We start from the raw sequence: 26,840 nt of genomic DNA on the forward strand, positions 1-26,840 counted from the left end.
GCAGGCCGCGGTCGGCGGTCACCACCACCAGCGGGGGGCCCAGCCGCTGCGCCTCGGCGGCCAGGGCGTCGTCGCCGCTGCCGGCCGCGCGGACCAGCCGGACGCCGGGCACCTCCGGGACATCGCGCGCCCGGCCCTCCACCACCGCGACCACGTCCAGGGGCAGCGTCGCGAGCCGGGTCAGCAGCCTGCTGGTCGCGCCGGCCCGGTCCCGCCACCAGCCGTCGGGCCGGGACCCGACGACGTTGGCGACGTCGACCAGCACCGGCGGCTCAGCCGCGGGACCCGACCTTCCAGTAGCCCATGAACGCCACCGCGTCACGGGGGACGCCCAGGTCGCGGACCAGCCGGCGGCGCAGGCCCTTCACCATCCCGGCCTCGCCGGCCAACCAGGCGTAGCACCCGGTGTGCGCCCCGGTCTCGGGCACCTCCCAGAGGATGCCCTCCTCGACCGGCTCACCCGGGTCGGCGCCGGGGACGTCGCGCGCGATGCCCAGCTCGCGCAGCGCGGTGTGCACGGCGGGCTCCAGCAGCTCGCCACGAGCCCGGGACCCGCGGGCCAGCCAGCGGACGTCGACCCCGGGCGGCAGGCGCAGGGCCAGGAAGTCCCCGACCTCGGGCACCTCCAGCACCGCCACCACCCGCGGGCCCGGGACCAGCGACTCCAGGACCGCGGCGATCGCGGGGACGGCCGTCTCGTCGCCGGCGAGGAAGAGGGTGTCCGCGTCCGTCGGCGGGGCCCACTCCACCCCCCACATCCGGCCCGACCCCGGCCGGTCGGGACCCAGCAGCACCATCGGGTCACCGGGCTGCGCGGCCGCCGCCCACAGCGCCGCGGGGCCGGCGTCGGGGGCGGCCGTGCCGTCGGGGCGGATGCCGTGCAGCACCACGTCGACGTCCATCTCGGCGACCTCGGGGCGCAGTGCGCGGACGGTGTAGGTGCGCATGTGCGGCCGGGCCCCGTCGGGCATCGCGCACCAGGCGGCGTACCAGTCGGGCCCGGCGACCGAGAGCAGCTCGGTGACGGGCGCCCCGTCGTCCGGGATGAGGAGCTTGAACCGCTGGTCGTCCCCGCCGGCACCGAACAGGTGCAGGTCGGGGCCGGTGAAGGTCAGCCGCAGGAAGCCCGGCGAGAGCCGCTCGGTCCGCGCGACGGTGGTCTCGAAGAACCGGTACGTCGGCTGCAGGGTCTCGGTGGCGGTGCTCATGCGCGCTCCCGGGTCGGCGGTTCGTGGAGGGTGCACAGGTGAGGCTAGCCTCACCTGTCGCGCGAGGGAACCGTGGGAGCCGGTCGACCGAACCGGTCGGGCCGTCCGGCCCGAACCCGTGGTGAGCCGCCACCCTCCGGGCACGGCGGCTGGACCTCTGTGGGAGGTCCGACGGTCGACGGCCGGGAGGTCTCTCCCCCGGTCGCCGACCGTCCCCGCCCCGGAGCGGGCGGCCCCTGACCCCGGCCGCCGTTCCGCGGGTGGTCAGGCCTGCGCGGACACCCCGGCGGCGGCCTCGTGGCGCCGCTGCTGGGCCCGGCGGAGCGCCACCCGCTCGGCCAGGCCGCGGGGCACCCGGGTCGACCAGCTCTCGTGGGCCTCGGCCGCCAGTTGACGGGCGGCGACCACCGACGCCGGCTCGTGCACGACCATCCTGGACCTCCTGCCCGGTGCGGCGCATCCCCCGTGTCGCCGAACCGCACCGTCACCGTATCGGTACCGACCGTGCGGGCACCAGGGGTTCCTGCGCGCCCCGTGCGCCGACGGGACGACCTGGCCGCTGCCGCACCGACCAGGGAGGATGGGCACCGTGCCGGTCACCCTCACCACCGTCGCCCGCCGCGCCGGGGTCAGCACCAGCACCGCCAGCCGGGCCCTCACCGGCCACCCGTCGGTGCTGCCGCACACCCGCCAGCGCGTCGAGGCGGCAGCCGCCGAGCTGCACTACCACCCGAACCGCATCGCCACCGCGCTGCGCACCCGCCGCTCCGGCCTGCTCGGCCTGGTGGTCAACAACCTGCGCAACGCCACCTTCCACGTCATCGCCGAGACGCTGCAGGCCCGCGCGGCCGCGCACGGCCTGCAGGTGCTGGTCTGCACCACCGGCGGGGACCCAGCCCGCGAGGCCGCCTTCCTCGACACCGTCCGCGCCCAGGGCCTGGACGGCGTGGTGGTGGCCGGGTCCGGTGCCAACGGCGAGCTGGTCAACACCCTGGTCGCCGAGGGCCGCGCCGTGGTCACGATGAACCGCGAGGTGGGCGGCGCCCACGCGCCGTCGGTGATGAGCGACTACGCCACCGCCGCCCGGCTGGCCGCCGAGCACCTGCTCGCGCTGGGCCACACCCGCATCGGCGCGGTCGAGGGACCGCCGGAGGTGACGTCGGGGCGGCTGCACCACGCCGGGTTCGTCGCCGCCATGGACGCCGCCGGGGTCCTGCTGGACCCCACGCTGGTCCGCCGCGGCCCGTTCCGCGCCGGTTTCGGCCGGGACGCCGCCCGCGAGCTGCTGGACCTGCCCGAGCCCCCGACGGCGCTGCTGGTGAGCAACCACGAGGCCTCGTTCGGGGTGCTGGCCGAGCTCTCCCGCCGCGCGGTCGCCGTGCCCGGCCAGCTGTCGGTGGTGTGCACCGAGGACGAACCGTTCTGGGAGTTCTGGACCCCGCCGCTGACCGTCGTCGACAACCGGGCCGCGGTGCTCGGCGAGCGGGCCGCGGACCTGCTGCTCGCCCAGCTCGACGAGGACGCCGGTCGACCGGAGCCGGCCGCCGAGCAGGTGGCCCCCGAGCTGGTGCTGCGGGGCTCGACCGCCCCGCCGCCGGTCAGCTGACCCGCTCGAAGACCGCAGCCAGCCCCTGGCCGCCGCCGATGCACATCGTCTCCAGCCCGTAGCGGCCCTCCCGGCGGCGCAGCTCGTGCGCCAGGGTGGCCAGGATGCGGGCGCCGGTGGCGCCGACCGGGTGGCCGAGGGAGATCCCGGACCCGTTGACGTTGACCCGCTCCCGGTCGGCCTCGCCCAGCTGCCCCGACGACTCCCAGGCCGCCAGGCAGGCCAGCACCTGGCTGGCGAAGGCCTCGTTGAGCTCGATGAGGTCCATGTCGGCCAGCGTCAGACCGGTGCGGGCCAGCGCGGCGGCGACGGCGGGCACCGGGCCGATGCCCATGGTCTCGGGGTCCACGCCGGCGACGGCCCAGCCGCGCAGCGACAGGAAGGGGTCCCAGCCGCGGCGGTCGGCCTCGGTGCGGGTGGTGACCAGGCACATCGCGGCGCCGTCGTTCTGGCCGGACGCGTTGCCGGCGGTGACCGTGGCGGCGGGGTCGACGGCGGCCATCACCGGGCGCAGCGCGGCCAGGTCCGCCATGGTCGTGCCCGGCCGGGGGTGCTCGTCCTCGGTGACGACCCGGGCGGGGGCCTTCCGGGTACCGGGCACCTCGACGCCGACCACCTCGTCGGCGAACCGGCCCTCGGCGATCGCCGCGCCGGCCCGCTGCTGCGAGCGCAGCGCCCAGGCGTCCTGCGACAGCCGGTCGACGTCGTGCTCGCGGCGCACGTTCTCGGCGGTCTCCAGCATGCCGCCGGGCACCGGGTGGTGGATGCCGCCGGCGGTCTCCCGCGCCCGGGCGAGCCGGTCGTGCAGCATGGTGCCGTCGCCGCGGACGCCGGTGCGCAGACCCAGCGCGTAGTGCTCGACCTGGCTCATCGACTCCACGCCGCCGGCCACCACCGTCGTCGCCGCGCCGGTGGCGACCTGCATGCACGCGTAGAGCACGGCCTGCAGGCCCGACCCGCAGCGCCGGTCGACCTGCAGCCCGGGGACGCCGGTGCCCAGGCCCGCGTCCAGCGCCGCGATGCGGCCGATCGCCGGGGCCTCGCCGTTGGGGTAGCACTGCCCGAGCACCACGTCGTCGACGTCGCCCTCGGCCAGACCGTTCCGGGCGACCAGCTCCCGCAGGACGGTGGCCGCGAGCGAGGCGGCGGTGAGGCCGGCGAACACGCCGCCGAAGCGGCCGACCGGGGTGCGCAGGGGCGAGCAGACGACGACGTCGGTGTCCATGCCTCGACCCTGCCACCTCACGCCGCGACGAGGCAGAGCACCTCGTCCGGGGTGGCCGACAGGCCGCCGGCGGAGTAGCTGGCCGTGGAGCGCGGGAAGACGCCCGCGCAGACGGGTTGGGACTGCAGCGGCGGGACGTCGTCGAGCACCCCGATGACCCGGAAGGCGGCAGCCGGGTCGCCGCAGTCCACCACCACGACGGTCTGGTCGGGGCCGGCCGCGACGCAGTCCCCCACCCCGGGCGAGCGGCCACCCCGCACCAGCAGCACCCCGACCACGACGAGCACGACGGCGACCGCGGCGAGCACGACGCGGGCACGCAGCACCCCGCCGACGGTAGGCGAGGTCACCGGTTGAGGACGGCCCGCCCCGGGCAAGGGCGTCCTGGTCGTTCAGCCACCAGCGGCCCGTCTGAGCAGACCACGACCACGGAGGCCTCGTGCCCGACCAGTACACCTTCACCAACCCCGTCGACCAGTACCGCACCGACGGCTACCCCGAGCAGGGCATCGCCGAGCCGGGCCTGGAGTCGCAGCTGGAGGTCCGCGCCGACCACGGCGAGGACACCTACCGCGGCACCGGGCGGCTGACCGGCCGCAAGGCGCTGGTCACCGGTGCCGACTCCGGCATCGGCCGCGCCGCCGCCATCGCCTACGCCCGCGAGGGCGCCGACGTCGTCCTGGCCTACCTGCCCGAGGAGCAGTCCGACGCCGAGGCCGTCGCGCGGCTGGTCGAGGACGCCGGCCGCCGGGCCGTGCTCGCCCCCGTCGACCTGTCGGTGGAGAGCGAGGCACGGCAGCTGGTGCGCACCGCCGTCGAGGAGCTCGGCGGCCTGGACGCGATCGTGCTGGTCGCCGGCAAGCAGACCTGGGTCGACGACCTCGCCGACCTGACCAGCGAGCAGTTCGACGCCACCTTCAAGACCAACGTCTACTCGGTGTTCTGGGTGGTCCAGGAGGCCCTCCCGCACCTGCCCGCCGGTTCGACGATCGTCACGACGTCCTCGATCCAGGCCTACTCCCCCGCCCCCGGGCTGGTCGACTACGCCACCACCAAGGCCGCCATCAACACGATCTCCAAGGCCCTGGCCCAGCAGCTCGCGCCGAAGGGCATCCGGGTCAACGTGGTCGCCCCCGGCCCGTTCTGGACGCCGCTGCAGGCCTCCGGTGGGCAGCCGCCGGAGAACCTGCCCGAGTTCGGCAAGGAGACCCCGCTCGGCCGCGCCGGGCAGCCCGCCGAGCTGGCCGGCGCCTACGTCTACCTCGCCTCGGCCGAGTCGGGCTACACCATCGGCGAGACGCTGAACGTGAACGGGGGCATGCCCACCCCGTGAGCACGAACCTGGGGGCCGCCCCGGCGCAGCTGCGCTGGGGCGCCACCGGCCCCGGGCCGGTGGACGAGCGCGACGAGGACGGCTACGCCGACCTGCGCACCTACGCCGCGATCGGCGACGGCCGCGCGCTGGCGCTGGTCGCCCGCGACGGCAGCATCGACTGGCTGCCCCTGCCGGCGATCGACGCCCCGCCGGTGTTCGGTGCGCTGCTGGACGCCGAGCGCGGCGGCTGCATCGAGCTGCGCCCGGTCGAGGAGTTCACCTGCGAGCGGGCGTACGTGCCCGGCACCAACGTGCTCACCACGACGTTCTCCACGGCCTCGGGCAGCGTGCGGGTCACCGACGCGCTCAACACCGGCGTGGCCGGGCGGCTGCCCTGGTCCGAGCTCGCCCGCCGGGTCGAGGGCCTGAGCGGCACGGTGCGGATGCGGGCCGCCGTCCGGCCGGGGACCTGTCTGGGGACCGCGTCGCCCTGGGTCGAGGAGACGGTGCACGGCGTGGTGCTGCGCGACGACGGCCTGACCATGGCGGTGCGCACCCTCGGCGAGGACCGCGTGGTCACCGGCGACCAGCGGATCGACGTCGAGTACACCGCCACCCCCGGCTCCCGCGCGCTGCTGGGCCTGGTCGCCACCGAGCGCGAGCCGTTGTTCCTGCCCGCCCCCGAGATGGTGGACGCCGGTATCGACCGGACCGTCCGCAACTGGGCCGCCTGGGGCGAGGAGTTCCGCTGGGAGGGCGAGTTCGACCGGTCGGTGCGGCGCAGCGCGCTGGCGATGAAGCTGCTCATCCACGCCCCCAGCGGGTCGATGGCGGCCGCCGGCACCACCTCGCTGCCCGAGGACCTCTCCGGGGGCAAGAACTGGGACTACCGGTTCGCCTGGGTGCGCGACTCCGCCTACGCCCTCACCGCGCTGTTCCGGTTCGGGCTGCGCGAGGAGACCCACGAGGCGATGAGCTGGCTGCTGGGCACCATCCGCCGGCACGGCCCGGAGCCGCGGGTCTGCTACACGCTGGAGGGCGAGCTGACCGACGGCGTGCACGAGCCCGACGTCCCCGGCTGGCGCGGCATCGGCCCGGTGCAGGCGGGCAACGCCGCGGCGCAGCAGCTGCAGCTCGGGGTCTACGGCGATCTGTTCTCCATCGTGTCCCTCTACGTCGAGCACGGCAACGTGCTCGACGCCGACACCGGCCGGTCCCTGGCCGCCATCGCCGACACCGCCTGCGACCGCTGGCAGCAGAAGGACTCCGGCATGTGGGAGCTGCACGACCTGCAGCACTTCACGACGTCCAAGCTGGGCTGCTGGCAGGCGCTGACCAAGGCCGTGCAGCTGGCCGAGGCCGGTCAGATCCCCGGCGACCCGTCCCGGTGGCGGGCCGAGGCCGGCCGCATCCGGGCCTGGGTCGAGGAGCACGCCTGGGACGACGACCGCGGCGCCTACCTCATGCACCCCGGCAGCGACGCCCTGGACTGCTCGATCCTGCTGCACGCGATCAGCGGGTTCGACCGCGGCGAGCGGATGAGCTCCACCCTCGACGCGCTGCGCCGCGAGCTCGGCGTCGGCCCCCACCTGTACCGCTACACGGGGATGGACCGCGAGGAGGGCGTGTTCCTGGGCTGCTCGTACTGGATGGTGTCGGCGCTGCAGCTGTGCGGGCGGGGCAGCGAGGCGCGCATGCTGATGCAGGAGCTGGAGGACGGGACGGCCAACGACGTCGGCATGCTGGCGGAGATGCTGGACCCGGCCGACGGGGCGTTCCTGGGCAACCTGCCGCAGGCGCTGTCCCACCTGGCGCTGGTCAACGCAGCCATCACGCTGGAGGAGCACTCCTGATGACCCTCACCACCGGTGTCGTCGACACCCTCCGGGACGCCGTCCCCGCCGACCGGTTGGTCACCGACCCCGACGTCCTGGCCTCCTACGCCCACGACGAGGCCGAGTGGGCACCGTGGGAGCTGCCCGCCGCCGTCGTCCGCGCCCGCACGGCGCAGGAGGTGCAGGCCGTCGTCCGGGCCTGCATCGAGCACCGGGTGCCGGTCATCGCGCGCGGTGCCGGCACCGGCCTGTCCGGCGGGGCGAACGCCGTCGCCGGCGCCGTGGTGGTCTCCCTGGAGGCCATGGACGCCGTGCTGGAGGTCGACGAGCTGGAGCGGTTCGCCGTCGTGCAGCCCGGCGTGGTCAACGACGACCTGCGGGCCCGGGTCGCCGAGCACGGGCTCTGGTACCCCCCGGACCCGGCGTCCTCGCCCTGGTCGACGATCGGCGGCAACGTGGCCACCAACGCCGGCGGCGTGTGCTGCGTGAAGTACGGCGTCACCCGCGACTACGTGATCGGCCTGCAGGTCGTCACCGGCACCGGCGAGCTGGTCCGGCTGGGCCGGCGCACCGCCAAGGGCGTGGCCGGCTACGACCTGACCGGCCTCCTGGTGGGCAGCGAGGGCACGCTGGGCATCGTCACCGAGGTCACCGTCAAGCTGCGGCCGCTGCGCGACCCCGAGCGCACCGTGGCCGGCTACTTCGACTCCGTCGTCGCCGCCGGCGAGGCGGTCACCGCCGTCGCCGCCGCGGGGCTGACGCCCTCAGCCCTGGAGCTGGTGGACCGGCACTGCCTGGCCGCCGTCGACGCGTGGAAGAACATGGGCCTGTCCGCCGACGCCGAGGTCGTGCTGCTGGGCCGGGTCGACACCCCCGGGGCCGCCGGCGACGCCGAGGCCGAGCAGTTGCTGGCCGCCTTCGAGGCCGGCGGCGCGTCGTGGGCCGCGGTGAGCACGGACGCCGAGGAGGCCGACGCGCTGTTCGCCGCCCGCCGGCTGGCCTACCCCGCCCTGGAGCGGCTGGGCCCCCTGCTGACCGAGGACGTCTGCGTGCCGAAGGCCGCCGTCCCCACCATGCTGGCCCGGATCGAGGCCATCGGCGCCGCGCACGACGTGCGGATCGCCAACATCGCGCACGCCGGCGACGGCAACCTGCACCCGCTGCTCTCGACCCCGGCCGGGGACGACGCCGCCCGGGAGCGCGCGCTGCTGGCCTTCCACGAGATCATCGCCGCGGCGCTGGAGCTCGGCGGGACGGTCACCGGCGAGCACGGCGTGGGTCTGCTCAAGCGCGACGGCCTGGCGGCCGAGGTCTCCCCGGCGGTCCTGGACATGCACCGCGCGGTCAAGGCCGCGCTCGACCCGCACGGCATCCTCAACCCCGGCAAGGTCGTCTGACCAGCACTACCCGGGGTTACCGGGGCCGCCTCCCGGGCACGAGGGTCGCGTGCAACGCGACTACGACTACCTGATCATCGGCGCCGGCATGGCGGCCGACAGCGCGGCTCGCGGCATCCGCGAGTCCGACCCCGACGGCAGCATCGGGATCGTCGGCGAGGAGGTCGACCCGCCGGTCGCCCGCCCCTCGCTGTCCAAGAAGCTCTGGACCGACCCGGAGTTCGACCTGGAGAAGTCCTGGCTGGGCACCGAGGAGACCGGCGCGGCCCTGCACACCGCCACCCGCATCCGGTCGGTCGACCGCGCGGCCCGCACCGCGACCGCCGAGGACGGCGACGTCTTCGGGTACAGACGCCTGCTGCTGGCCACCGGCGGCCACCCGAAGCAGCTGGACCTGCCCGCCGACGACCGGGTCGTGCACTTCCGCACCATGGAGGACTACCGCCGGCTGCGCGGTCTCTCCGGCGAGGGCCGGCACGTCGCCGTCGTGGGCGGTGGCTACATCGGCACCGAGCTCGCCGCGGCGCTGGTGCAGAACGACACCCGGGTGACCTTCGTCTTCCCGCAGGAGTTCGTGGGCGGTGCCTCCTACCCCCGCGAGCTCGCCGAGCAGCTGTCCGAGGACTACGCGTCGCACGGCGTGCAGCTGAGGCCGGGAACCCGGGTGACCGGTGGCTCGGCCGACCAGGAGGGCGTGCACCTGGAGCTCTCCGACGGCAGCACGCTGGACGTCGACGGCGTCGCGGTCGGCCTGGGCATCGCGCCCGCGGTGCAGCTGGCCGAGGACGCCGGCCTCGCGGTGGACGACGGCATCGTGGTCGACGCCTGCGGCCGCACGGAGGACCCGGCCGTCTACGCCGCCGGCGACGTCGCCCGGTGGCCGGACCCGATCCTGGGCCGCACCCGGGTGGAGCACGTGGAGAACGCCACCGACATGGGCACCGCCGTCGGCAAGGCGATGGCCGCGGACCTGCGCGGGGAGGACGCCGAGCCCTACACCCACACGCCGAGCTTCTACTCCGACCTGTTCGACGTCGGGTACGAGGCGGTCGGCACGCTGTCGGCCGACCTGGACCTGGTCACCGACTGGAAGGTGCCGCCGGGCACCGGGGAGATCGCGCAGGGGGTCGTCTACTACCTCGAGGGCGACCGGCTGCGCGGCGTCCTGCTGTGGAACGTGTGGGACAGCACCGACGCCGCCCGCGAGCTGCTCGCCGCCGAGCGCGGGTACACCGCAGACGACCTGGTCGGCGCGATACCGAACGGCTGACCCCGCAGACGCCACCACCCCGGCACCGCGTCGGCGCCGGGGTGGTGGGTGGGGGCTCAGCTCAGGAGACGGGCTCGAGGCAGATGCCGGTGCCCTTCTCGTCCGGGTCGGTCTCCGACACGGCGTAGGCCGCGGAGTTCGGCCACTGGTCCAGGCACAGGGCCGGGTTGTCCTGCAGCTCGTTGCTGCTCACGTCGTCCACCGTGCCGGCCACGCGGTAGGCAGCCTCGGCGGAGTCGCAGTCGACGACCTGCAGGTCGGTGGTGCTGGCGTTGGTGCAGTCCCCGGCCTCCGGCAGCCCGCCGCCGAAGATGCCGTTGCGGAACAGCGCGAGCGCGACGGCGACGACGACCGCGCCGATCACCAGCGGCAGCCGCTTCTGCCACGCCGGGCGCTCCTTCTTCGGCGCTTCGCCGGAGAACTGCTGCCCGCCCCACGGCTGCTGACCGGGGCCCTGCTGACCGGGCCCCGGCTGACCGGGACCCTGCGGACCGGGCTGGCCCGGCTGCTGGCCGTAGCTCTGCTCCCCCGGCTGGCCGTACTGGCCGGGCCCGGGCTGGCCGTGCTGCTGCTGGCCGTACTGCTCCTGGCCCGGCTGCTGCGGCTGGCCGCCGGGGGGCGCCCACTGCTGGCCCTGCTGGTCGGCCGGGCCGGGCTGCGGGGTGCCCTGCGGCCCGGACGGCGGCTGCTGCCCCCAACCCTGGCCGGAGTTCTGCGGCGGCTGGTCGCCTGAGCCGGGAGTGGTCACGGGATGTCCTCCAAGGGGTTCGTCGGGCCGCACGATCATCCCCGCCGGACCGCACGGTCCGCACATCGGGTGCGCACAGGATCACCCCGCGGTGGGAACGCACCCGCGCCCCGGGTCGTCGTCCAGGCATGGACGGACTGCGGCTCGTGCTCAACCTGGTCTGGCTGGTGCTGCACGGCTGGGTGCTGGCGGTGGCCTACCTCGTCGCCGGCGCGCTGGCCTGCCTGACGGTGGTGGGCATCCCGTTCGGCATCGCGGCGTTCCGGCTGGCGTTCTTCGTCGTCCTGCCCTTCGGCCGCACCACCGTGCCCGCCCCCGGCGCGGGTGTCGCGTCGGCGCTGGGCAACCTGGTCTGGTTCGTGCTGGCCGGGTGGTGGCTGGCAGTGGTGCACGTGCTGGCCGGCCTCGTGTTCTGCCTGACCATCATCGGCATCCCGTTCGGCGTCGCCTCCTTCAAGCTGGCCGCCGTCGGCCTGTTCCCCCTCGGCAAGCAGGTCGTGGAGACGAACGCGCCGCAGAGCTGGTTCGGCGCCGGGCAGGCGGTCGTACGCTAGGCACTGGCGCCGCTGTACGCGCGGACGCCGACGGTCCACACCCACCGGGTCAGCGCCACGAGCACGGCGGTGAAGGCGGCGGCGCCGAGCAGCAGCCAACCCGGCAGCCGTCCGGTGAGGGCCTGTGCGGGCACCGTGATGGCGAAGGCCAGCGGGACCAGGAAGGTGAACCCGATCCGCAGCCAGCCCGGGTAGATCGTCACCGGCCACCGACCGGCCTGGTACATCCCCGACAGCAGCTCGACCAGCGAGTCGGTGCGCACCACCCAGAACGCCGCGGTGGTCAGCAGCAGCCAGAACGCCCACAGCACGACCACGCCGAGGGCCAGCGCGACGGCGAACCCGACCACCGCCAGCGCGCTCGGGGCGGTGTCCAACCGGGTCAGCGCGTAGCCGACGATGCCGGCGCCGACCAGCACGTCCACGGCCTGCCACAGCTCGATGCGGCGGATGCTCACCAGCAGCATCGCGTCGGCGGGCTTGGTGAGGACGAAGTCCAGGGTGCCGTGCTGGACGTCGTCCATCAGCTGGGTCATCGAGGGCTGCACGACGCTGCGCAGCACCCCGCCGAGCAGCACGTAGATGCCCATGACCACCAGCAGCTCGTCGCTGGACCAGCCGCCCAGGTCGTCGGTGTGGCTGAACACCAGCGCCAGCACCGCCAGCGACGTCCCTACGGCGACCAGCGACTGCACGATGCTGAACAGCACGTTCGACCGGTACTGCAGCTCGGTCTGCACCCCCACCCGCAGGTAGGTGCCGACCAGCCGCAACGCCTCCACGATCAGTTCCCCACGGCCGAGTAGCGCCGGACGCCGAACCGCCAGACGAGGGCGACCAGCCCCGCGCCGATGGCCACCCACGCCGCCTGCGCGGCCAGCCCGCCCCACAGCTGCGCCGTCGTGAGGTCCCCGGCCAGCACCTCGATCGGGTAGCCGAAGGTGTAGCGGAAGGGCAGCCAGTCCGACGCGGTCGCGGCCCACGCGGGCAGCAGGGCCAGCGGCAGCAGCCGGCCCGACAGCAGCAGCTCGGCGGTGAAGTACAGCTCGTAGAGCGCGCTGACCCGGGTGGTCCAGAAGGTGACCATGCCGAGCACCCACAGCAGCATCGACCGGATCAGGTACGCGCCCCAGATCGCGACCAGGAAGACCAGCACCTCGACCAGGCCGACGTCGAAGGTGGGCCGGAAGAGCAGCGCCAGGACGGCGGCGATCGGCACCCACAGCAGGACGACGACGACCTTCCAGCCGGCGAAGTAGGCCAGGTCGAAGTGCAGCGGGTGCACCGGCTGCACCAGGCGGCCGGACAGCTCGCCGCGCCGGATCCGGTCCTCCCACCCGTAGGGCGTGAAGACGATGTTCATGTTCCGGACCAGCGTCCAGACGATGTAGTAGGCGGCGAAGTCACCGGCGGTGATGCCCTGCACGGACCCGCCCTGGGCGTCGGCGACGGTCTGCCAGACGACGAGGTAGACCACCGGTTCGGCGACCATGCCGAGCATGAACAGGTAGTTCGACGTCCGGTACTGGAACTGGGTCTGCACCGCCGTCCGGCCGACGACGGAGTACAGGCCGGGCAACCCGTTCATGCCGGCAGCCCCGAGCGGTCGGCGAAGGCCTGCTCGATGACGTCCTCGATGGGCGGGTCCTCGATGGTGAGGTCGGTGACCGCGTGGTCGGCCAACAGCCGGGCGGCGACCGCGGAGGTCTCGGCCTTGGGCACCTGCACCGCCACGCGGCCCTCGGCGTCGGAGACCACCGTGCCGTAGCCGGTGAGGTCGGCGCCGGGGACGGCGAGCTGGACGGTGATGGTCTGGTGCGGGGAGAACCGGGCGGTGAGCTCGCGCAACCCGCCGTCGAAGAGCACCTGGCCGTGGTCGATGACCACCACCCGGGGGCACAGCGCCTGCACGTCGGCCATGTAGTGGCTGGTGAGCAGCACGGCGGCGCCGTACCGCCGGTTGTACTCGGCGACGAACCCGCGCAGCCGCTTCTGCGCGCCGATGTCCAGGCCGATGGTGGGCTCGTCGAGGAAGAGCACCTGCGGCCGGTGCAGCAGCGCGGCCGCGACCTCGGCCTTCATCCGCTCCCCCAGCGACAGGGTGCGCACCGGCTTGCGGACCAGGTCGCCGATCTCCAGCAGCTCGACCAGCTCGTCGCGGGTGCGCCGGAAGTCGGCCTCGGGGATGCGGTAGACGGCGCGGTTGAGCTCGAAGCTGTCCAGCGCGGGGATGTCCCACTGCAGCTGGTTGCGGTTGCCCATGACCAGCGTCATCCGGCCCAGGTAGGCCTTCTCCCGGCGGGAGGGTTCGTGCCCGAGCACCGACACCTCGCCCGAGGTCGGCACGAGCAGGCCCGACAGCATCTTCAGCGTGGTGGTCTTGCCGGCGCCGTTGGGGCCGAGGAAGCCGACCACCTCCCCCGGCGCGACGTCGAAGGAGACCCCGCCGACGGCGTGCACCTCGCGGTACCGGCGGCGGACCAGGCTCCTCACCGACGCGGCCAACCCGGCGTCCCGTTCCGGCACCCGGAAGGTCTTGCGCACGTCCCGCACCCGGATCGCCGTCTCCACCCGGCGACCGTAGCCAGCAGTCGTCCCACGGCCCAACGAATTCGATCCACGCTCCCCGCGGCGCTCGGGCTCAGAACGGCGGTGGATCCTCCGCCGCGGCGCGCGCCGCGAGATCCCGCACGGCGTCGCGGCGGTGGCGGGCGGTCGCAGCTGCAGGTGCCGCTCCGCCGGTCCCGACCTCGTCGGGCTCCTCGACCAGCCCGAGCACGGGTGGCGGGCGCGTGGTGACGGTCCGGCCGGTGGGGGTGGTCCAGGTCAGACCGGTGCCGTCGCCGTCCCGGGACAGCGTCCACCCCGGAGCCTGGTGCGACAGGCGGTGGTGGTGGGTGCACAGGCACGCCAGGTTGCACTCGGCGGTCGGCCCACCCTGGGCGAACGGTTGCTGGTGGTCCACGTCGCAGACACCCGCGCGGACCCGGCACCCCGGGAACCGGCAGCGCCGGTCCCGCAGCCGGATGAACGCGTCGAGGAGGGCGCCGGGCCGGTACCCGTCCGTCGGGGGTGGCGGACCCAGGCCCGCACCCTCGCGCGCTGCCCGACGCAGGCCCGCCACGTCGGTGAGCGCGGCGAGCTCGCCGGTCCGCTCGTCGACGACCGCGATGCGCGGCACCCCGGCCAGGCCGGTGCCCGCCGTCCTGCGCCGGGCGAGCAACGCCCCGACCGTGTCGGCCCCCGCATCGTCGTCGGCACGGGTCCCCTCGTCGCGGGTGTCGTCGCAGGTGTCGTCGCTGGTGTCGTCGTCGCGGGCCCGACCGTCGGGCTTCCCGGGCTCCGGCAGGAGACCCAGCGACCGGAGCAGGTCACGGACCATGGCGGCCGGCACCACGTCGCCGGACACCTCCCCCGGCTCGTCGTCACCCAGCAGCGTCTGCAGAGCCACGACGACGGTGAGCTCGGCCTGCACCGCGGTCAGGCCGTGCGCGCCCGGGTCGAGGACGAACGCCACGAGGCAGTCGGCCATCCGCTCGCCGGCCGAACGCTGGTCGTCGGCCGTGCGCGCGGCCCGCGCGGCGCGGCGCAGACTGTCCTCGACGGCCCGGGCGACCGGCAGCGGCAGCGTGGCCGCGAGCGTCGCCATGCCGTCGGCACCGGGGTGCACGGCCACCGTCCGGTCGCGCACCGCCTGCGCGACCCGCCGGGTGATCGCCTCGGCATCGGCCTCCAGGACCCACCGCCGCACCACCTGACGCCAGTCGGAGGCGGTGCGGCCGGTGGCCCGCCCCAGCAGGTCGGCCTGGGCACGGTCGCGCAGCTCGGCGGACAGTCCGCCGAGCAGGTCGCAGGCCACCCGCACGTGGTCCCAGGTGATCCGGCCGTCGGCGAGCGCTGCGAGCACCAGGGGCAACCGCTCGACCAGGAGCACGCACTCGGTGAGCAACCGCTCGGCCCGCTGCGGGGGCAGGGTCATCCCGGCAGCGACCTCGTCGACGCAGAACTCGCTGACCGCGGTGAGCGCGTCGGGGCGGCGGGCACGGGAGTCCCTCGCCTGCGCCCCCACCGCGTCGTCGGGGAGGTCGAGGGTGGCCGGCCGCCGGGCCGCGAGCGCCGCCAGGGCGCGCGCCTGCTCGGCCTGGGCCGCCCCGATGACCCGCTGGGCGGACCGGGCCGTGTCCAGCAGCGCGGCGTCGGCGTCCAGACCGGAACGGAACGCAGCGAGGACGTCCTCACCGAGCGAGCCGCCGGCCCCGGGACCGGGAGCCCCGGGAACGGGAGCCTCGAAACCGAGAGCGTCGGGGACGGGAGCGTCGGGACCGGGCGCCGCGGGGCGGACGTCGGGGTCGGCGGTCCGGGCCAGGCGGACCGGACCGATCAGCCGCTCCGGGGTCACCGGTCGCCATCCACCGACCGGGGGGACCAGCACGACGGGCACCGGCCAGCTGCGCCGGACCACGAGCCCGGGCGGCCGGCTGCCGAGGCGGGACCGCAGACCCGCCTCGAGCACCGACGGCCTGTGTTCGAACACGTGTTCGATGATAGCCCCCGCAGGACGCCCTGGCCAGTCGTGGCCGGGAGCTGTGGACGACCGGCTGCGCGAGCGACCGGGCCGGCGGACGATGGGCACATGACCACCGCTACCTGGAACGGCACCGTGATCGCCGAGTCCGACGACGTCGTCACCGTCGAGGGCAACGCCTACTTCCCCCTCAGCTCGGTGAAGGAGGGCGTGCTCACCCCGACCGACACGCACACCACCTGCCCGTGGAAGGGCGAGGCGAGCTACTTCTCCATCGAGGCCGGCGGGCAGACCAACACCGACGCCGCCTGGACCTACCCGCAGCCCAAGGAGGCCGCGAAGGAGATCACCGACCGCGTCGCCTTCTGGAAGGGCGTCGAGGTCAGCTAGTAGGGGGTCAGCTGACGGTCTCGCGCTCGGCGGCGACCCACACGGGGGCGGCGTCGGGCGTGAGGCCGGCCAGCTCGGCCGCCGTCGGGCCGTCGTCCACCGGCTCGGCGACCTCGCCCTCCCAGGGCGAGGGCTGGTCCAGCAGCACCAGCGCGTGCTGGGCCATGACCAGGCTCGGTGCGGCCTCGGCGATCACCAGCAGGTCGCCGTGCAGCTGCTTGTGCACCGTGCCCAGCCGGCGCAGGGCGGCACGGCAGGAGGCCCGGTCCCCGGTCTCGGTCCACACCAGCTGGTCCACCAGGGCCCGCTGGTCGGCGACGGCGTCGGCGAACTCGGTACCCCCGGCCAGGCGGTTGAGCAGGTCGAGGTGGGCCTGGTGCCGGAAGCCGGCCGGCTCGCGACCGGGCTCCCGCTTCGTGCCGACCCACGCGCGGTGGGCGGCCAGGCCGTGCTGGGCGAAGCGTCGCTCGGCCTTGGCGGCGAACCGCTGGTCGCGCAGCTCCCAGGTGGCGTGGCTGTCGTCGAAGCGGAAGAACAGCAGGGCGAACCCGCGCCGGTTGAGCTCGCGCATCCGCGAGAACGGCAGCGGGACGACGTCGCCGCCGACGGTGCAGCAGTAGAGCGCACGGTCGGTGAGGACGGCGGTGCGGGCGACGTCCTCGGCCGGCGCGTCGAGGGACTCGGTGAGCGGCACGCAGTCGGTGACCGCCACGACGGACTCGCCGTCGGCCAGCGCGGACACCAGCCGTGTCGGCGCGCGTCGTGTTCCCCAGCTCACCTCTGCGTTGTCGGCCGACACGCCGGTTCCTCAAGCCGAATCCACCCTCTCGGGGCACGGTGGCCAGCCGTCCGGGGGACGGCGGGAAAACCGGGAGCGCGGAGCGTGAGCAGCAGGTTGACTCCACCGGCCCCACCCCACCGATCGAGGAAGGACCATGCAGACCATCACCGGACGCCTGCTCAGCTGGGCGTCCATCCTGGAGGACACCACCCGGGAGCAGGCGTTGCGCACCGCGCGGATGCCGTTCATCCACCCGCACGTCGCCCTCATGCCCGACGCCCACCTCGGGCTGGGCGCCACCGTCGGCTCGGTGATCCCGACCGACGGCGCGATCATCCCGGCCGCGGTCGGGGTCGACATCGGCTGCGGCATGGCCGCCGTCCGCACGCAGTTCACGCGGACCGACCTGGCCGGGCGCGACCTCGCGCCGCTGCACGCCCAGATCAGCCGGTCGATCCCGCTGTCCGCCGGCGGGCGCAATCGGAGCATCCGCACCACCGCGGAGCCGCGGATCGAGGAGCTGCGCGCGCTGCCGGGTGCTGCGCAGGCCGACGCGGTGGCGAAGCACTGGCCGCAGCAGCTGGGCTCGCTGGGCTCGGGCAACCACTTCATCGAGGTGAGCCTCGACGAGTCCGACCGGGTGTGGGCGTTCCTGCACTCGGGGTCCCGCGGCGTGGGCAACAAGCTCGCGCAGAAGCACATCGCGGTGGCCCGGGAGCAGTGCCGCCGGCGGTTCGTCGACCTGCCCGACCGCGACCTGGCCTACCTGGTCGAGGGCGAGCCCGAGTTCGACGCCTACCTGGAGGCTCTGATGTGGGCGCAGCGGTTCGCGTTCCTCAACCGGGAGGAGATGGTCGACCGGGTGCTGGACCAGCTCGGCCGGTTCCTGCAGGCGGACGTCGAGCGGCTCGAGGAGGTCCGGTGCCACCACAACTACACCGCGCGCGAGCGGCACTTCGGGCGCGACGTGTGGCTGTCCCGCAAGGGCGCCATCTCCGCGCGGGCCGGTGAGCCGGGGCTGGTCCCGGGGTCGATGGGGGCGGCGTCCTACGTCGTCGTCGGCAAGGGTGACCCGCGGTCGCTGCACTCGGCCCCGCACGGGGCCGGGCGGAGCCACAGCCGGACGGCGGCCCGGAAGCTGTTCGACCGGGCCGACCTCGACGCCCGGATAGCCGGTGTCGTCTGGGGCGAGTCGGACGCCTTCCTGGACGAGCACCCCGACGCCTACAAGCCGATCGACCAGGTGATGGCCGACGCCGCCGACCTCGTGGAGGTCCGGCACACCCTGCGCCAGGTCGTGAACGTCAAGGGCGACTGAACGGGCGACTGAACAGACGAGGCCCGCACCCCGGGTGGGGTGCGGGCCTCGTCGTCGTGCCGGGTGTCAGCTGACGCCGACGGCGTGCTTGGCCAGGGCGGCCAGCCGGGCCTGCGCGGCGCTCACCACGGACGAGCGGTCCTTGTGCTCCTCCTCGTACCGGATGACGGCCTGCAGGTCGGCGGCGCCGTCGAGCTTCTTCACGGCCTCGACGGCCTTGCCGACGGTCAGCTCGTCGTACTCCGGGATCGGCAGCTCGGCGGCGTCCAGGGCACCGAGCTCCCGACGGGTCTCGTGCAGGGCCTCGGCGGTGTCGCGGGCGCCCTGCTGGCGGGCCTGCTGCTCCGCCTCCTCCAGCGAGGCGTCGCGGCCGACGGACAGGGACTCGCGGACCGCGCCGGCGAAGGTGGTGGCCCGGGCGGCCGCGGCGTCGATCGTGGCCTGGGCGGCGTCGGCGGCCTGCTGCGTCGAGTCGATGACCTTGTTCACCGAGTCGGCCGCGTAGCGGGCCGGCATCGAGGCCAGGCGGGCGGCGCCACCGGCAACGCGCTGCAGCGGGGTGGCCCGCAGCGCGGCGGGGCCGCCGAGGGCGGCTTCGGCCAGCACGACGGTCAGCCACTCGACCGTGGCGGTGTGCGCGGCGACGAGCCGCTCGGCCAGGCGGACGACCCGGGGCAGCTCGGCGGCCTCGGCCAGCACCTTGAGGTACGTGGCGCGGTCGAGCAGCTGGTGCTCCAGCGAGAGGTCGGACAGCAGCGCCTCGTCCAGCGGGCCGGCCTGCTCGACGGTGGCCTTGACCACGGCGCCCAGCCGGCCGAGGGCCGGGGTCACGACGTCCGGGACGCCGCCGAGCTCGCGGAGGGTCCGGGTGATGGCCTCGGTGCGCGAGGCCGCGTTGTCGGCGTTCTGCTGCAGCTCGCGGCGGACCGCGTCGGTGCGTGCCTGCGCGGTGCGGGTGCGGGCGACCTGCTCCTCGGTCCGGGTCAGCAGGAGGAGGGCGCGGAGCTGGGCGGTGAGGACTGTGGTGTCGGCCATGACGTCTCCCTGGGGTGTGGACTCGGTGGGCCGCACCGGAGATGCCCTCCTGCTAGCGGTAGCAAGCACGCAGCTAGCGGTGTTCTCGGTCACCGCCCCGGGTGACGGGAGGGACGCGTGGGACGACGTGCCCGACGGACACGGGCCACCTCCGCGGACCCGGCGCGCCGCGGCGGCACCCTGGGGCGCATGGGGTTCGTCTACGGCACCGCGCGGGCCGAGGTGATGGTCGGCTCGTTGGTGGGTGCCGGGGCGCGGCCCACCCTGATCGGCCCGGCCCACGCCACGATCGGCAGTGCCGCCGGCGGCCGCCGCAACGCCCTCTGCGGGGCGTGGGTCACCCACGACGACGACCTGTCCTGGCCGCCGGACCCCCACGAGGTCGGTGCGCTGTGCCCGATCTGCGAGGAGATGACCCACTGGTGACGGTCAGGCGCTGACGGTCTCCATCGCCTCGGCGAGCAGCTGGACCGAGCGCAGCCGCTGCTCCACCTGCGGGGAGGCGTGCCCGACGATGAGCTCGTCGGCGTCGGCGAACCGGCGGAACTCCACCAGCTGCTCGCGCACCTGCGAGGGCGTGCCGACGGCGGAGTGGGTGAGCATCGAGTCGACCTGCCGGCCCGCGCCGGACTCCATGAGCAGGTCGGTCTCGGCCTCGGTGAACTGCTTGCCGCGGCCGAACAGCCGGGTGGCGCGGTCGCGGCGCATCGCGGCGAACTGGGCGCGGGCGTCGTCCTCGTCGTCGGCGGCGAGGACGTTGACCCCGGCGATGACGTGCGGGGCGGCCAGCTGCGCCGAGGGCTGGAAGTCGCGCCGGTAGATCTCGACGGCGGCCTGCAGGGCCTGCGGCGCGAAGTGCGAGGCGTGCCCGTAGGGCAGGCCGAGCGCGGCGGCCAGCTGGGCGCCGAAGGTGGAGGAGCCGAGGATGTAGAGCGGGACCCGCGAGCCCTTGCCGGGGACGGCGTCGACACCGGGTACCCGGGTCTCCCCCGCCAGGTAGGCCTGCAGCTCCAGCACGTCCTGCGGGAAGCGGTCGGACGAGCGCGGGTCGGTGCGCATGGCGTACATCGTGTTCTGGTCCGAGCCCGGAGCCCGGCCCAGGCCGAGGTCGATCCGGCCGGGGTACATCGCGTCGAGGGTGCCGAACTGCTCGGCGATCACCAGCGGCGAGTGGTTGGGCAGCATGACCCCGCCCGAGCCCAGCCGGATGGTCGAGGTGTGCGCCCCGACGTGGCTGATCAGCACGCTGGTCGCCGAGGAGGCGATGGACTCCATGTTGTGGTGCTCGGCGTACCAGACCCGGGTGTAGCCGTGCTGCTCCGCGGCCTGCGCCAGCGCGACGCTGTGCGCGATCGACTGCCCGACGGTCTCCCCGGGGGCGACGGGGGCGAGGTCGAGGACGGAGAGCGGGAACGACATGGGTGGGGCCTCTCTGCGGGGGTGCTTCTACCGGGGCCAGCGCGCTCCTCCGCGCGGTTGTTCCCTCAGCGACCGGTCCACCGCGGCGCGCGCTTGTCCAGCTGCGCCGCGATCCCCTCCTTGCGGTCCTCGGAGGTGTAGGGGTTCGGCCCGACGTCCAGCCGCAGCGCCTGCCACAGCGGCAGCTCCAGGCCCTTGACCGCGGTCTGCTTCATCCGGCGGACCGAGACCGGGGCGTTGCCGGCGATCGTGGCGGCGATCGCGAGCGCGGTGTCGAGCACCTCCTCGCGCGGCGCGAGCCGGTTGACCAGGCCCCACCGCTCCAGGACGTCGGAGTCGACGTAGGCGCCGGTGTAGAGCATCTCCAGCGCGACGCCCATCGGGATCCGCTTGGGCAGCACCACCGAGCCGAAGTTGGCGCCCATCCCGATCTTCGCCTCGGGCAGGCCCATCGGGACGCCGGGCGCGGCCACCCGGAGGTCGGCCGCCAGCGCCAGCTCGAACCCGCCGGCCACGGCCGCGCCGGTGATGGCCGCGATGACCGGCACCGGGCACTCGGTGACCACCTCGAACAGCGACCGGCCCGGCCGCTCCATGGGCGGCCGGAAGGGCTCGCCGCGGTCGTCGGCCGCCCGGATCTCCTTGAGGTCGAACCCCGCGCAGAACGCCGGTCCGTTGCCGGCCAGCACGACCACCCGGGTGCCGTCGGAGCCCGCGGTCAGCAGCTCCTCGACCAGGTCGGCCTGCAGCGCCGAGGACAGCGCGTTGCGCCGCTCGGGCCGGTCCAGGGTGAGCAGCCGGACGTGGTCGCGGGTCTCGACGACCAGGCCCGAGTCGTGCCGCACGTCAGGCCGGTCGCGGGCCGGCGAGCTGGCGGGCGGTGTCCGCCGCGCCGGAGTCCAGGCCGCCGGGGCCACCGCGCCGGTGCAGCTCGAACTGGTCGCGGATCCACCGCTGGTGGGCGTCCCACGCCAGCCCCGCGTCGCCGTCCAGGGCGGTGGCGATGTCGGCCCAGCTGGCGCCCTCGCGCAGCGCGGCGTGCATGCCCAGGTGCCGGCTGTCGTGCGCCTTGCGGTAGACCACCTCGCCGAGCGCGAGCAGCTCCAGCGCCTCGTGCCGGTCCAGCGAGGTGCCGGTGTTGCGCAGGTCGGCGAGGAAGTCGTCGGCGTCGTCGGGGGCGGTCGCCTCGACCACGCCGGCGTCGCGGCGGGACAGGAAGTCGATGCGGTTGGCGGCGACCTGCAGGGTGACCTCGTCCTCGAGGTCCCGGGGGCTGATGGTCATGCCGACATGCTCCCCCACCCCTAGCGTGGTCCGCATGGCAGCACGCACCGCGTCCGGTTCCGTCGTCGTCCCCGCCCCGCCGTCGGAGGTGTTCGCGCTGCTGGCCGACCCGCGGCGGCACACCGAGATCGACGGGTCGGGCACCGTGCAGGCGATCGTGGACGCCCCCGAGCGCCTCGAGCTGGGCTCGACGTTCTCGGTCGCCATGCAGATGGGCGCGAAGTACCGGACCACGAACCGGGTCGTGGAGTTCGAGCCCGACCGGCGGATCGCCTGGAAGCACTTCGCGCCGCACCGCTGGCGCTACGAGCTGGAGCCGGTCGAGGGCGGCACCCGGGTCACCGAGACCTGGGACGCCAGCCGGTACAACGCCCTCACGTTCCTGCCGGTGCGGGCCCTGGGGTTCCCGGCCAAGGCGCAGGCGGGCATCGACGGCACCCTGCAGCGGCTGCGCGAGCGGTTCAGCTGACCGCCCGGACCACCCCGGCGAGCACCAGGTCGTGGGCGACCTGAGGCGCGCGTCACACCGGAGACCCTAGGGTCCGGCCATGACGACGACGACGTTGCTGACCGGTGGATCGTTCTTCGAGGGCCCACGCTGGTACCAGGGCCACTGGTGGGTGTCGGACTTCTACCGCGGCACGGTCAGCCGGGTGACGCCCTCCGGCGAGGAGACCGTCGTCCTCGAGGTCGCCACCCAGCCCTCGGGCTCGGGCCGGCTGCCCGACGGGTCGCTGGTCGTGGTGTCGATGACCGACCAGCGGGTCCTGCGGTGGGACGGCAGCGCGCTGGCCACCTACGCCGCGCTCGCCCCGTACTGCGGCGGGCTGCTCAACGACCTGGTGGTCGACGCCGCCGGGCACGTCTTCGTCGGCGACTTCGGCTTCGACCTGATGGGCGGCGGAGCACCCGGCCCGGCGACGCTCAAGCGGGTCGACCCCGACGGCACGATCACCGTGGTCGCCGGGGACCTGCTGTTCCCCAACGGCATGGTCATCACCGCCGACGGCGGGACGCTGCTGGTCGGGGAGACCTTCGGGAACCGGTACACCGCCTTCGACCTCGCCGGGGACGGGTCGCTGTCGAACCGCCGGGTGTGGGCCGAGTTCGGCCCGGTGCCCACCGGGTCGACCCTGGAGGAGGCGCTGGGCCAGCTGGTCGTGGCCCCGGACGGCTGCACCGGGGACGCCGAGGGCCACCTGTGGGTGGCCGACGCGGTCGGCGGCCGGGCGGTGCGGGTGGCCGAGGGCGGCGAGGTCGTCGACGAGGTCCGCGCGCCCGAGGGCCTCGGCGTCTACGCCTGCGCGCTGGGCGGCGAGGACGGCCGCACCCTGCTGCTGTGCTGCGCGCCGGACTTCCTGGAGCACAACCGCCGCGCTGCCCGCGAGGCCGTGCTGCTGACCGTGGAGGTAGCCGTCCCGCACGCCGGCCGGCCCTGACCTGTCGATCCGCGACCCCGCCGTTCGTGCAGGGGGTGCACGCACACCCCATCCAGGAGGAACCGCCATGACCCAGTACCTGCTGTCCGTCGTCACCCCGTCCGCCGGCACCGGCGAGCACGTCCAGCCCACCCCCGAGCAGCTCGCGCCGATCATGGCCCGGGTCGACCAGCTCCGCGCCGACATGCAGTCCGCCGGCGTGTGGGTGTTCGCCGGCGGCCTGGAGGCGCCGTCCACCGCGACCGTGCTGCGGCCCTCCGGCGACGAGGTGCTGCTGGTCGACGGCCCGTTCGCCGAGGGCAAGGAGTACCTCGGCGGGTTCACCGTGGTCGACGTGCCCGACCTGGACGCCGCGCTGGAGTGGGGGCGGCGGACCGTGGCCGCGATCGGGCTGCCGATCGAGGTCCGCCCGTTCAGCTGGTGACCCCGCTCGAGCAGGTCTTCCGCGAGGTGCACGGCCGGGCGGTCGCCGTCCTCACCCGGCAGCTCGGGGACCTCGACCTCGCCGAGGAGGCGGTCGCCGAGGCCTACGCCGCGGCGGCCGCCACCTGGCCCGACCGCGGGGTGCCGCCGTCCCCGGCCGGGTGGGTGATCACCACCGCGCGGAACAAGGCGGTCGACCGGTTGCGCCGGGAGGCCGTGGGGACGGCGAAGCTCGCCGAGGTGGCCCGGCTGGCGGCAGAACCAGAGGTGGAGGAGGTGGGCGCGGTGCGCGACGACCAGCTGCGGCTGCTGTTCACCTGCTGCCACCCCGCGCTGGCGCCCGACGCCCGGGTCGCGTTGACCCTGCGGATGGTCGGCGGGCTGACCACCGCGGAGATCGCCCGCGGGTTCCTGGTGCCCGAGCCGACGATGGCCGCCCGGATCACCCGGGCCAAGCACAAGATCGCCCGGGCGCGGATCCCGTACCGGGTGCCGACGGCGGCCGACCTGCCCGCGCGGCTGACGTCGGTGCTCGCGGTGGTGCACCTGGTCGGCACGGAGGCGCACGCCCCCGCCACCGGGGACGCCGGGGTGCGCGACGACCTGCTGGCCGACGCCGTCCGGTTGGCCCGGCTGCTGGTCGAGCTGGTGCCCGAGGAGCCGGAGTGCCGCGGCCTGCTGGCGCTGCTGCTGCTGACCGCGGCCCGTCGTCCGGCCCGGGTGGACGACGACGGCGCGCTGGTACCCCTGGACCGCCAGGACCGCGGTCGCTGGTCACGGCCCCTGGTCGAGGAGGGCCAGGCCCTGGTCCGGGAGTGCCTGCGCGCCCGTCGACCGGGGCCCTACCAGGTGCAGGCCGCCATCGCGGCGGTGCACGCCGATGCCCCGACCTGGGCCGACACCGACTGGTCACAGGTCGTGGCGCTCTACGACCAGCTGCCGCCGACACCGGTGGTGCAGCTGAACCGGGCCGTGGCCGTCGCCGAGCTGGACGGCCCGTCGGTGGGCCTCGCGCTGGTCGACCGGGTGGACCTGGACCGGTCGCCGGTGCTGCACGCCGTCCGCGCCGACCTGCTGCGCCGGCTCGGCCGGGTCGAGGAGGCGCGGTCCGCCTACGACGCCGCACTGGCCCGCAGCGGCAACGCCGCCGAGCGCGCCGACCTGCACCGCCGCCGGGCCGCCCTCAGCTGACCGCGTCGTGGGCGGCCTGCCAGAACTCCTCGGGGCCGTCGTGCGGGCCGGTCATCACCCGCTGGGTGAGCAGGACGGCGACCAGGTCCAGCGTGGGGTCGCAGTACGCGCTGGTGCCCGTGCCGCCGACCCAGCCGAACCGGCCGGGCGTCGTCCAGGGGTCGGTGACCTGAAGCGTCAGCTCCAGGTTGCCGGTCGCCCAGGTGCGGCCGGGGCCGAGGAAGGCCTGCGCGGCGGCTCGCTGGACATCGGTCAGTCCGTCGTGCAGCACGTCGGCAGCGCGGACGCCGCCGGGCAGCGCGTCGTCGGCGACCGCGCCGAGGAGCGCGCAGACGTCGGCCGCGGTGGAGACCAGCCCGCCGCCGAGCGACGGGAAGGCGGGCGGTGCGGACCAGACGCCGTCGGCCGGGTCGAGCACCTGCAGGCCGTCGTCGCCCGGCGCGTACTGCACGGGCAGCGGGCGGTCGGTCCAGAACCCGGTGCCGGTCAGCCCGAGCGGGCCGGTGACCCGCTCGGCCAGCAGGTCGGGCAACGGCCGGCTGGTGGCCCGGGCCAGCAGGACGCCGAGCAGGTCGCTGCCGGTGTGGTACCGCCAGCCCTGCCCGGGCTGGTCGGCCAGCGGCAGGCCGGCCAGCCGGGCCACCCAGGTGTCGGGGTCAAGCCCGGTCGGCACCGGACCCGGGCCGACCCCGGCCTCGGCGATCGCCCGGGCCAACGGCGAGCCGGTCATCAGGGCACCGGTGCCGCAGGTCATCTGCAGCAGGTCCCGCACGGTGATCGGCTGCTCGGCCCGCACGGTGTCACCCAGGTCCGCGTCGGGGTGCCGCAGCACCCGCGGGTCGGCGAGCTCGGGCAGCCAGCGGGCGACGTCGTCGTCCAGGTCGAGCGAGCCGTCGGCGACGAGCGACAGCGCGAGCAGGCCGCCGAACGGCTTGGTCAGCGACGCCACCCGGAACGGGGTGTCCGTCACCACCGGCTCGGTGCCGCCGACGGCGAGGGTGCCAGTGGCGTGCACGGTCGTCCTCCCCGCGTGCCGGACGGCGACGACGGCCCCCGGGTAGCGGCCCTGGGCGACCTGGTCGTCGACGAGTGCGAACAGCTCCTGTGTGCTCATGCCGACGATGACCCGTGCGACCACCCGGGCTCATCGGTCAGCCCGACGGCGACGGCGACGGCGGTGTCGGTCAGCGCAGCCACCCAGCCGGCCAGCCGGTCCCGGGAGAACCGGACGCGGGGCATGGCGAGCGAGATGCCCACCCCGCCGCCGGGCACAGCCACGCCGACCGCCGTCAGCCCGGCCTCGGTGGCCTGGTCGTTGACCGCGAACCCGCGCCGGCGGACCGACCGGAGCTCGCGGTGGGCGCGGTCCGCCTCCGCCGGGGGCAACCGGGACAGCAGCCCGGCCAGCTCGTCGGGGTCCAGCGCGGCCAGCAGTGCCTTGCCTGCTGCGCTGCGGTGGGCGGGCAACGTCCGGCCGGTGCGGTCCCCCACCCGCAGGACGGCGTCGCACTCCACCGTGGCCACGAACCGGACGTCCGCTCCGGCGCGGACGACGAGGTGCGCGCTCTCCCCCTGCGCCGCGACCACCGCCCGCAGGTGCGGCAACGCCACCGCGTGCAGGCGGGACGCCGGCACCGGCGCCGCGCCCAGCTGCGGGCCTGCCGCGTAGCGACGGTCGGGCAGCTGGACGGCGAAGTCCCGGTGCACCAGCGCGGCCAGCAGCCGGTGCGCGGTGGAGGGGGCGGTGCCCAGCCGGGCCGCGGCGTCGGTCAGCCGTAGTGGGCCCTCGTCGCGCAGCACCGTCGCCAGCAGCAGGGCGGTGTCGACCGAGCTGACCGGGTACGTCGGCTGGTTCCGCATGGCAGAAAAGACTGTGC

29 protein-coding genes and 1 pseudogene are annotated in these 26,840 nt (G+C 75.0%); 13 read left to right on the forward strand and 17 right to left on the reverse strand.

Translation table 11 applies throughout. The annotated features are described in order from the left end of the window. The 3 genes and pseudogenes from NH342_RS02150 to NH342_RS02160 form a co-directional block, all read right to left on the reverse strand. Positions 1-265, reverse strand: a pseudogene (locus NH342_RS02150) (hypothetical protein); the annotation flags it as partial. A 7-nt stretch (positions 266-272) separates the two neighbouring features. Continuing rightward, positions 273-1,208, reverse strand: coding sequence for a siderophore-interacting protein (locus NH342_RS02155; protein WP_253010799.1), 936 nt, complete (start codon positions 1,206-1,208; stop codon positions 273-275). A 264-nt stretch (positions 1,209-1,472) separates the two neighbouring features. Continuing rightward, on the reverse strand, positions 1,473-1,640 hold the full coding sequence (locus tag NH342_RS02160) for a hypothetical protein (RefSeq protein WP_253010801.1): 168 nt from the start codon (positions 1,638-1,640) through the stop codon (positions 1,473-1,475). A 157-nt stretch (positions 1,641-1,797) separates the two neighbouring features. Here NH342_RS02160 and NH342_RS02165 point away from each other — a divergent pair, with 157 nt between their 5' ends. Further along, positions 1,798-2,814 (forward strand): LacI family DNA-binding transcriptional regulator, encoded by a 1,017-nt coding sequence (locus NH342_RS02165; RefSeq protein WP_253010803.1) that lies wholly within the window; start codon positions 1,798-1,800, stop codon positions 2,812-2,814. Here NH342_RS02165 and NH342_RS02170 read toward each other — a convergent pair. Next, positions 2,807-4,039 carry an acetyl-CoA C-acetyltransferase gene (locus tag NH342_RS02170; RefSeq protein ID WP_253010805.1) on the reverse strand — a complete coding sequence of 411 codons (1,233 nt, stop codon included), beginning with the start codon at positions 4,037-4,039 and terminating at the stop codon, positions 2,807-2,809. The two genes, NH342_RS02165 and NH342_RS02170, sit on opposite strands and share 8 nt — an antisense overlap. Before the next feature lie 17 nt (positions 4,040-4,056). Then, on the reverse strand, positions 4,057-4,389 hold the full coding sequence (locus NH342_RS02175) for a hypothetical protein (RefSeq protein WP_253010807.1): 333 nt from the start codon (positions 4,387-4,389) through the stop codon (positions 4,057-4,059). An 89-nt stretch (positions 4,390-4,478) separates the two neighbouring features. On the opposite strand from NH342_RS02175, the gene NH342_RS02180 reads away from it, so the two are divergent. From NH342_RS02180 to NH342_RS02195, 4 genes are read left to right on the forward strand one after another with little or no spacing between them, the layout of a single operon-like run. Beyond that, on the forward strand, positions 4,479-5,372 hold the full coding sequence (locus NH342_RS02180; RefSeq protein WP_253010809.1) for an SDR family oxidoreductase: 894 nt from the start codon (positions 4,479-4,481) through the stop codon (positions 5,370-5,372). Beyond that, complete coding sequence (locus tag NH342_RS02185) at positions 5,369-7,207, forward strand: glycoside hydrolase family 15 protein (protein ID WP_253010811.1); 1,839 nt, start codon at positions 5,369-5,371, stop codon at positions 7,205-7,207. The genes NH342_RS02180 and NH342_RS02185 overlap by 4 nt, the downstream gene beginning before the upstream one ends. Continuing rightward, the gene (locus NH342_RS02190) at positions 7,207-8,586 is read left to right on the forward strand and encodes an FAD-binding oxidoreductase (protein WP_253010813.1); all 1,380 of its coding nucleotides are present in this window, start codon (positions 7,207-7,209) and stop codon (positions 8,584-8,586) included. Before NH342_RS02185 ends, NH342_RS02190 begins: the two co-directional genes overlap by 1 nt. Positions 8,587-8,635: 49 nt before the next feature. Beyond that, positions 8,636-9,856 carry an FAD-dependent oxidoreductase gene (locus tag NH342_RS02195; protein ID WP_253010815.1) on the forward strand — a complete coding sequence of 407 codons (1,221 nt, stop codon included), beginning with the start codon at positions 8,636-8,638 and terminating at the stop codon, positions 9,854-9,856. Between the two features lie 61 nt (positions 9,857-9,917). On the opposite strand, the gene NH342_RS02200 is transcribed toward NH342_RS02195, so the two are convergent. Further along, positions 9,918-10,604 (reverse strand): hypothetical protein, encoded by a 687-nt coding sequence (locus NH342_RS02200; RefSeq protein WP_253010817.1) that lies wholly within the window; start codon positions 10,602-10,604, stop codon positions 9,918-9,920. Between the two features lie 128 nt (positions 10,605-10,732). On the opposite strand from NH342_RS02200, the gene NH342_RS02205 reads away from it, so the two are divergent. Then, positions 10,733-11,158, forward strand: coding sequence for a YccF domain-containing protein (locus NH342_RS02205; protein WP_253010820.1), 426 nt, complete (start codon positions 10,733-10,735; stop codon positions 11,156-11,158). On the opposite strand, the gene NH342_RS02210 is transcribed toward NH342_RS02205, so the two are convergent. The 4 genes from NH342_RS02210 to NH342_RS23840 all read right to left on the reverse strand — a co-directional run bounded on the left by NH342_RS02210 (position 11,155) and on the right by NH342_RS23840 (position 15,692). Beyond that, positions 11,155-11,940 (reverse strand): ABC transporter permease, encoded by a 786-nt coding sequence (locus NH342_RS02210; RefSeq protein WP_253010823.1) that lies wholly within the window; start codon positions 11,938-11,940, stop codon positions 11,155-11,157. The two genes, NH342_RS02205 and NH342_RS02210, sit on opposite strands and share 4 nt — an antisense overlap. Positions 11,941-11,942: 2 nt before the next feature. Then, complete coding sequence (locus NH342_RS02215; protein ID WP_253010825.1) at positions 11,943-12,746, reverse strand: ABC-2 family transporter protein; 804 nt, start codon at positions 12,744-12,746, stop codon at positions 11,943-11,945. Beyond that, entirely contained in the window at positions 12,743-13,729 is a 987-nt protein-coding gene (locus NH342_RS02220; RefSeq protein WP_253010827.1) for an ATP-binding cassette domain-containing protein, read from the reverse strand. Before NH342_RS02220 ends, NH342_RS02215 begins: the two co-directional genes overlap by 4 nt. Positions 13,730-13,799: 70 nt before the next feature. Continuing rightward, complete coding sequence (locus tag NH342_RS23840) at positions 13,800-15,692, reverse strand: DUF222 domain-containing protein (RefSeq protein ID WP_308200602.1); 1,893 nt, start codon at positions 15,690-15,692, stop codon at positions 13,800-13,802. A gap of 99 nt (positions 15,693-15,791) precedes the next feature. Here NH342_RS23840 and NH342_RS02230 point away from each other — a divergent pair, with 99 nt between their 5' ends. Beyond that, the gene (locus tag NH342_RS02230) at positions 15,792-16,073 is read left to right on the forward strand and encodes a DUF427 domain-containing protein (protein WP_253010829.1); all 282 of its coding nucleotides are present in this window, start codon (positions 15,792-15,794) and stop codon (positions 16,071-16,073) included. Between the two features lie 7 nt (positions 16,074-16,080). Here NH342_RS02230 and NH342_RS02235 read toward each other — a convergent pair whose 3' ends face one another. Continuing rightward, positions 16,081-16,815, reverse strand: coding sequence for a hypothetical protein (locus NH342_RS02235; protein WP_253010831.1), 735 nt, complete (start codon positions 16,813-16,815; stop codon positions 16,081-16,083). Between the two features lie 193 nt (positions 16,816-17,008). Between NH342_RS02235 and NH342_RS02240 the strand changes: the two genes are divergently transcribed. Next, on the forward strand, positions 17,009-18,172 hold the full coding sequence (locus NH342_RS02240) for an RtcB family protein (RefSeq protein WP_253010833.1): 1,164 nt from the start codon (positions 17,009-17,011) through the stop codon (positions 18,170-18,172). A gap of 66 nt (positions 18,173-18,238) precedes the next feature. Here NH342_RS02240 and NH342_RS02245 read toward each other — a convergent pair whose 3' ends face one another. After that, complete coding sequence (locus NH342_RS02245) at positions 18,239-19,207, reverse strand: ferritin-like domain-containing protein (protein WP_253010835.1); 969 nt, start codon at positions 19,205-19,207, stop codon at positions 18,239-18,241. 189 nt (positions 19,208-19,396) lie between these two features. Here NH342_RS02245 and NH342_RS02250 point away from each other — a divergent pair, with 189 nt between their 5' ends. Then, a complete protein-coding gene (locus tag NH342_RS02250) occupies positions 19,397-19,633 on the forward strand; it encodes a hypothetical protein (protein WP_253010837.1) in 237 nt (78 codons plus the stop codon). Between the two features lie 3 nt (positions 19,634-19,636). Here NH342_RS02250 and NH342_RS02255 read toward each other — a convergent pair whose 3' ends face one another. The 3 genes from NH342_RS02255 to NH342_RS02265 form a co-directional block, all read right to left on the reverse strand. Continuing rightward, positions 19,637-20,626: an LLM class flavin-dependent oxidoreductase gene (locus tag NH342_RS02255; RefSeq protein WP_253010839.1), complete on the reverse strand. Its 990-nt coding sequence runs from the start codon at positions 20,624-20,626 to the stop codon at positions 19,637-19,639. 65 nt (positions 20,627-20,691) lie between these two features. Beyond that, entirely contained in the window at positions 20,692-21,471 is a 780-nt protein-coding gene (locus NH342_RS02260) for an enoyl-CoA hydratase/isomerase family protein (RefSeq protein WP_253010841.1), read from the reverse strand. 1 nt (position 21,472) lies between these two features. Beyond that, positions 21,473-21,910 (reverse strand): hypothetical protein, encoded by a 438-nt coding sequence (locus tag NH342_RS02265; RefSeq protein WP_253010843.1) that lies wholly within the window; start codon positions 21,908-21,910, stop codon positions 21,473-21,475. A gap of 34 nt (positions 21,911-21,944) precedes the next feature. Between NH342_RS02265 and NH342_RS02270 the strand changes: the two genes are divergently transcribed. From NH342_RS02270 to NH342_RS02285, 4 genes are all read left to right on the forward strand, one after another. Then, complete coding sequence (locus tag NH342_RS02270) at positions 21,945-22,379, forward strand: SRPBCC family protein (RefSeq protein WP_253010845.1); 435 nt, start codon at positions 21,945-21,947, stop codon at positions 22,377-22,379. 79 nt (positions 22,380-22,458) lie between these two features. Continuing rightward, positions 22,459-23,349, forward strand: a complete 891-nt coding sequence (locus NH342_RS02275; RefSeq protein ID WP_253010847.1) for an SMP-30/gluconolactonase/LRE family protein — start codon at positions 22,459-22,461, stop codon at positions 23,347-23,349. Between the two features lie 67 nt (positions 23,350-23,416). Beyond that, positions 23,417-23,773 (forward strand): YciI family protein, encoded by a 357-nt coding sequence (locus tag NH342_RS02280; RefSeq protein WP_253010849.1) that lies wholly within the window; start codon positions 23,417-23,419, stop codon positions 23,771-23,773. Further along, complete coding sequence (locus NH342_RS02285; protein ID WP_253010851.1) at positions 23,770-24,963, forward strand: RNA polymerase sigma factor; 1,194 nt, start codon at positions 23,770-23,772, stop codon at positions 24,961-24,963. The genes NH342_RS02280 and NH342_RS02285 overlap by 4 nt, the downstream gene beginning before the upstream one ends. Here the strand turns inward: NH342_RS02285 and NH342_RS02290 are convergent. Together NH342_RS02290 and NH342_RS02295 are read right to left on the reverse strand one after the other, a co-directional pair. Then, the gene (locus NH342_RS02290; RefSeq protein WP_253010852.1) at positions 24,956-26,077 is read right to left on the reverse strand and encodes a serine hydrolase; all 1,122 of its coding nucleotides are present in this window, start codon (positions 26,075-26,077) and stop codon (positions 24,956-24,958) included. The two genes, NH342_RS02285 and NH342_RS02290, sit on opposite strands and share 8 nt — an antisense overlap. After that, a complete protein-coding gene (locus NH342_RS02295; protein ID WP_253010853.1) occupies positions 26,074-26,823 on the reverse strand; it encodes an IclR family transcriptional regulator in 750 nt (249 codons plus the stop codon). Before NH342_RS02295 ends, NH342_RS02290 begins: the two co-directional genes overlap by 4 nt. Between the last annotated feature and the right edge of the window lie 17 nt (positions 26,824-26,840).

Source organism: Klenkia sp. PcliD-1-E, assembly GCF_024124375.1.
Taxonomy (GTDB): domain Bacteria; phylum Actinomycetota; class Actinomycetes; order Mycobacteriales; family Geodermatophilaceae; genus Klenkia.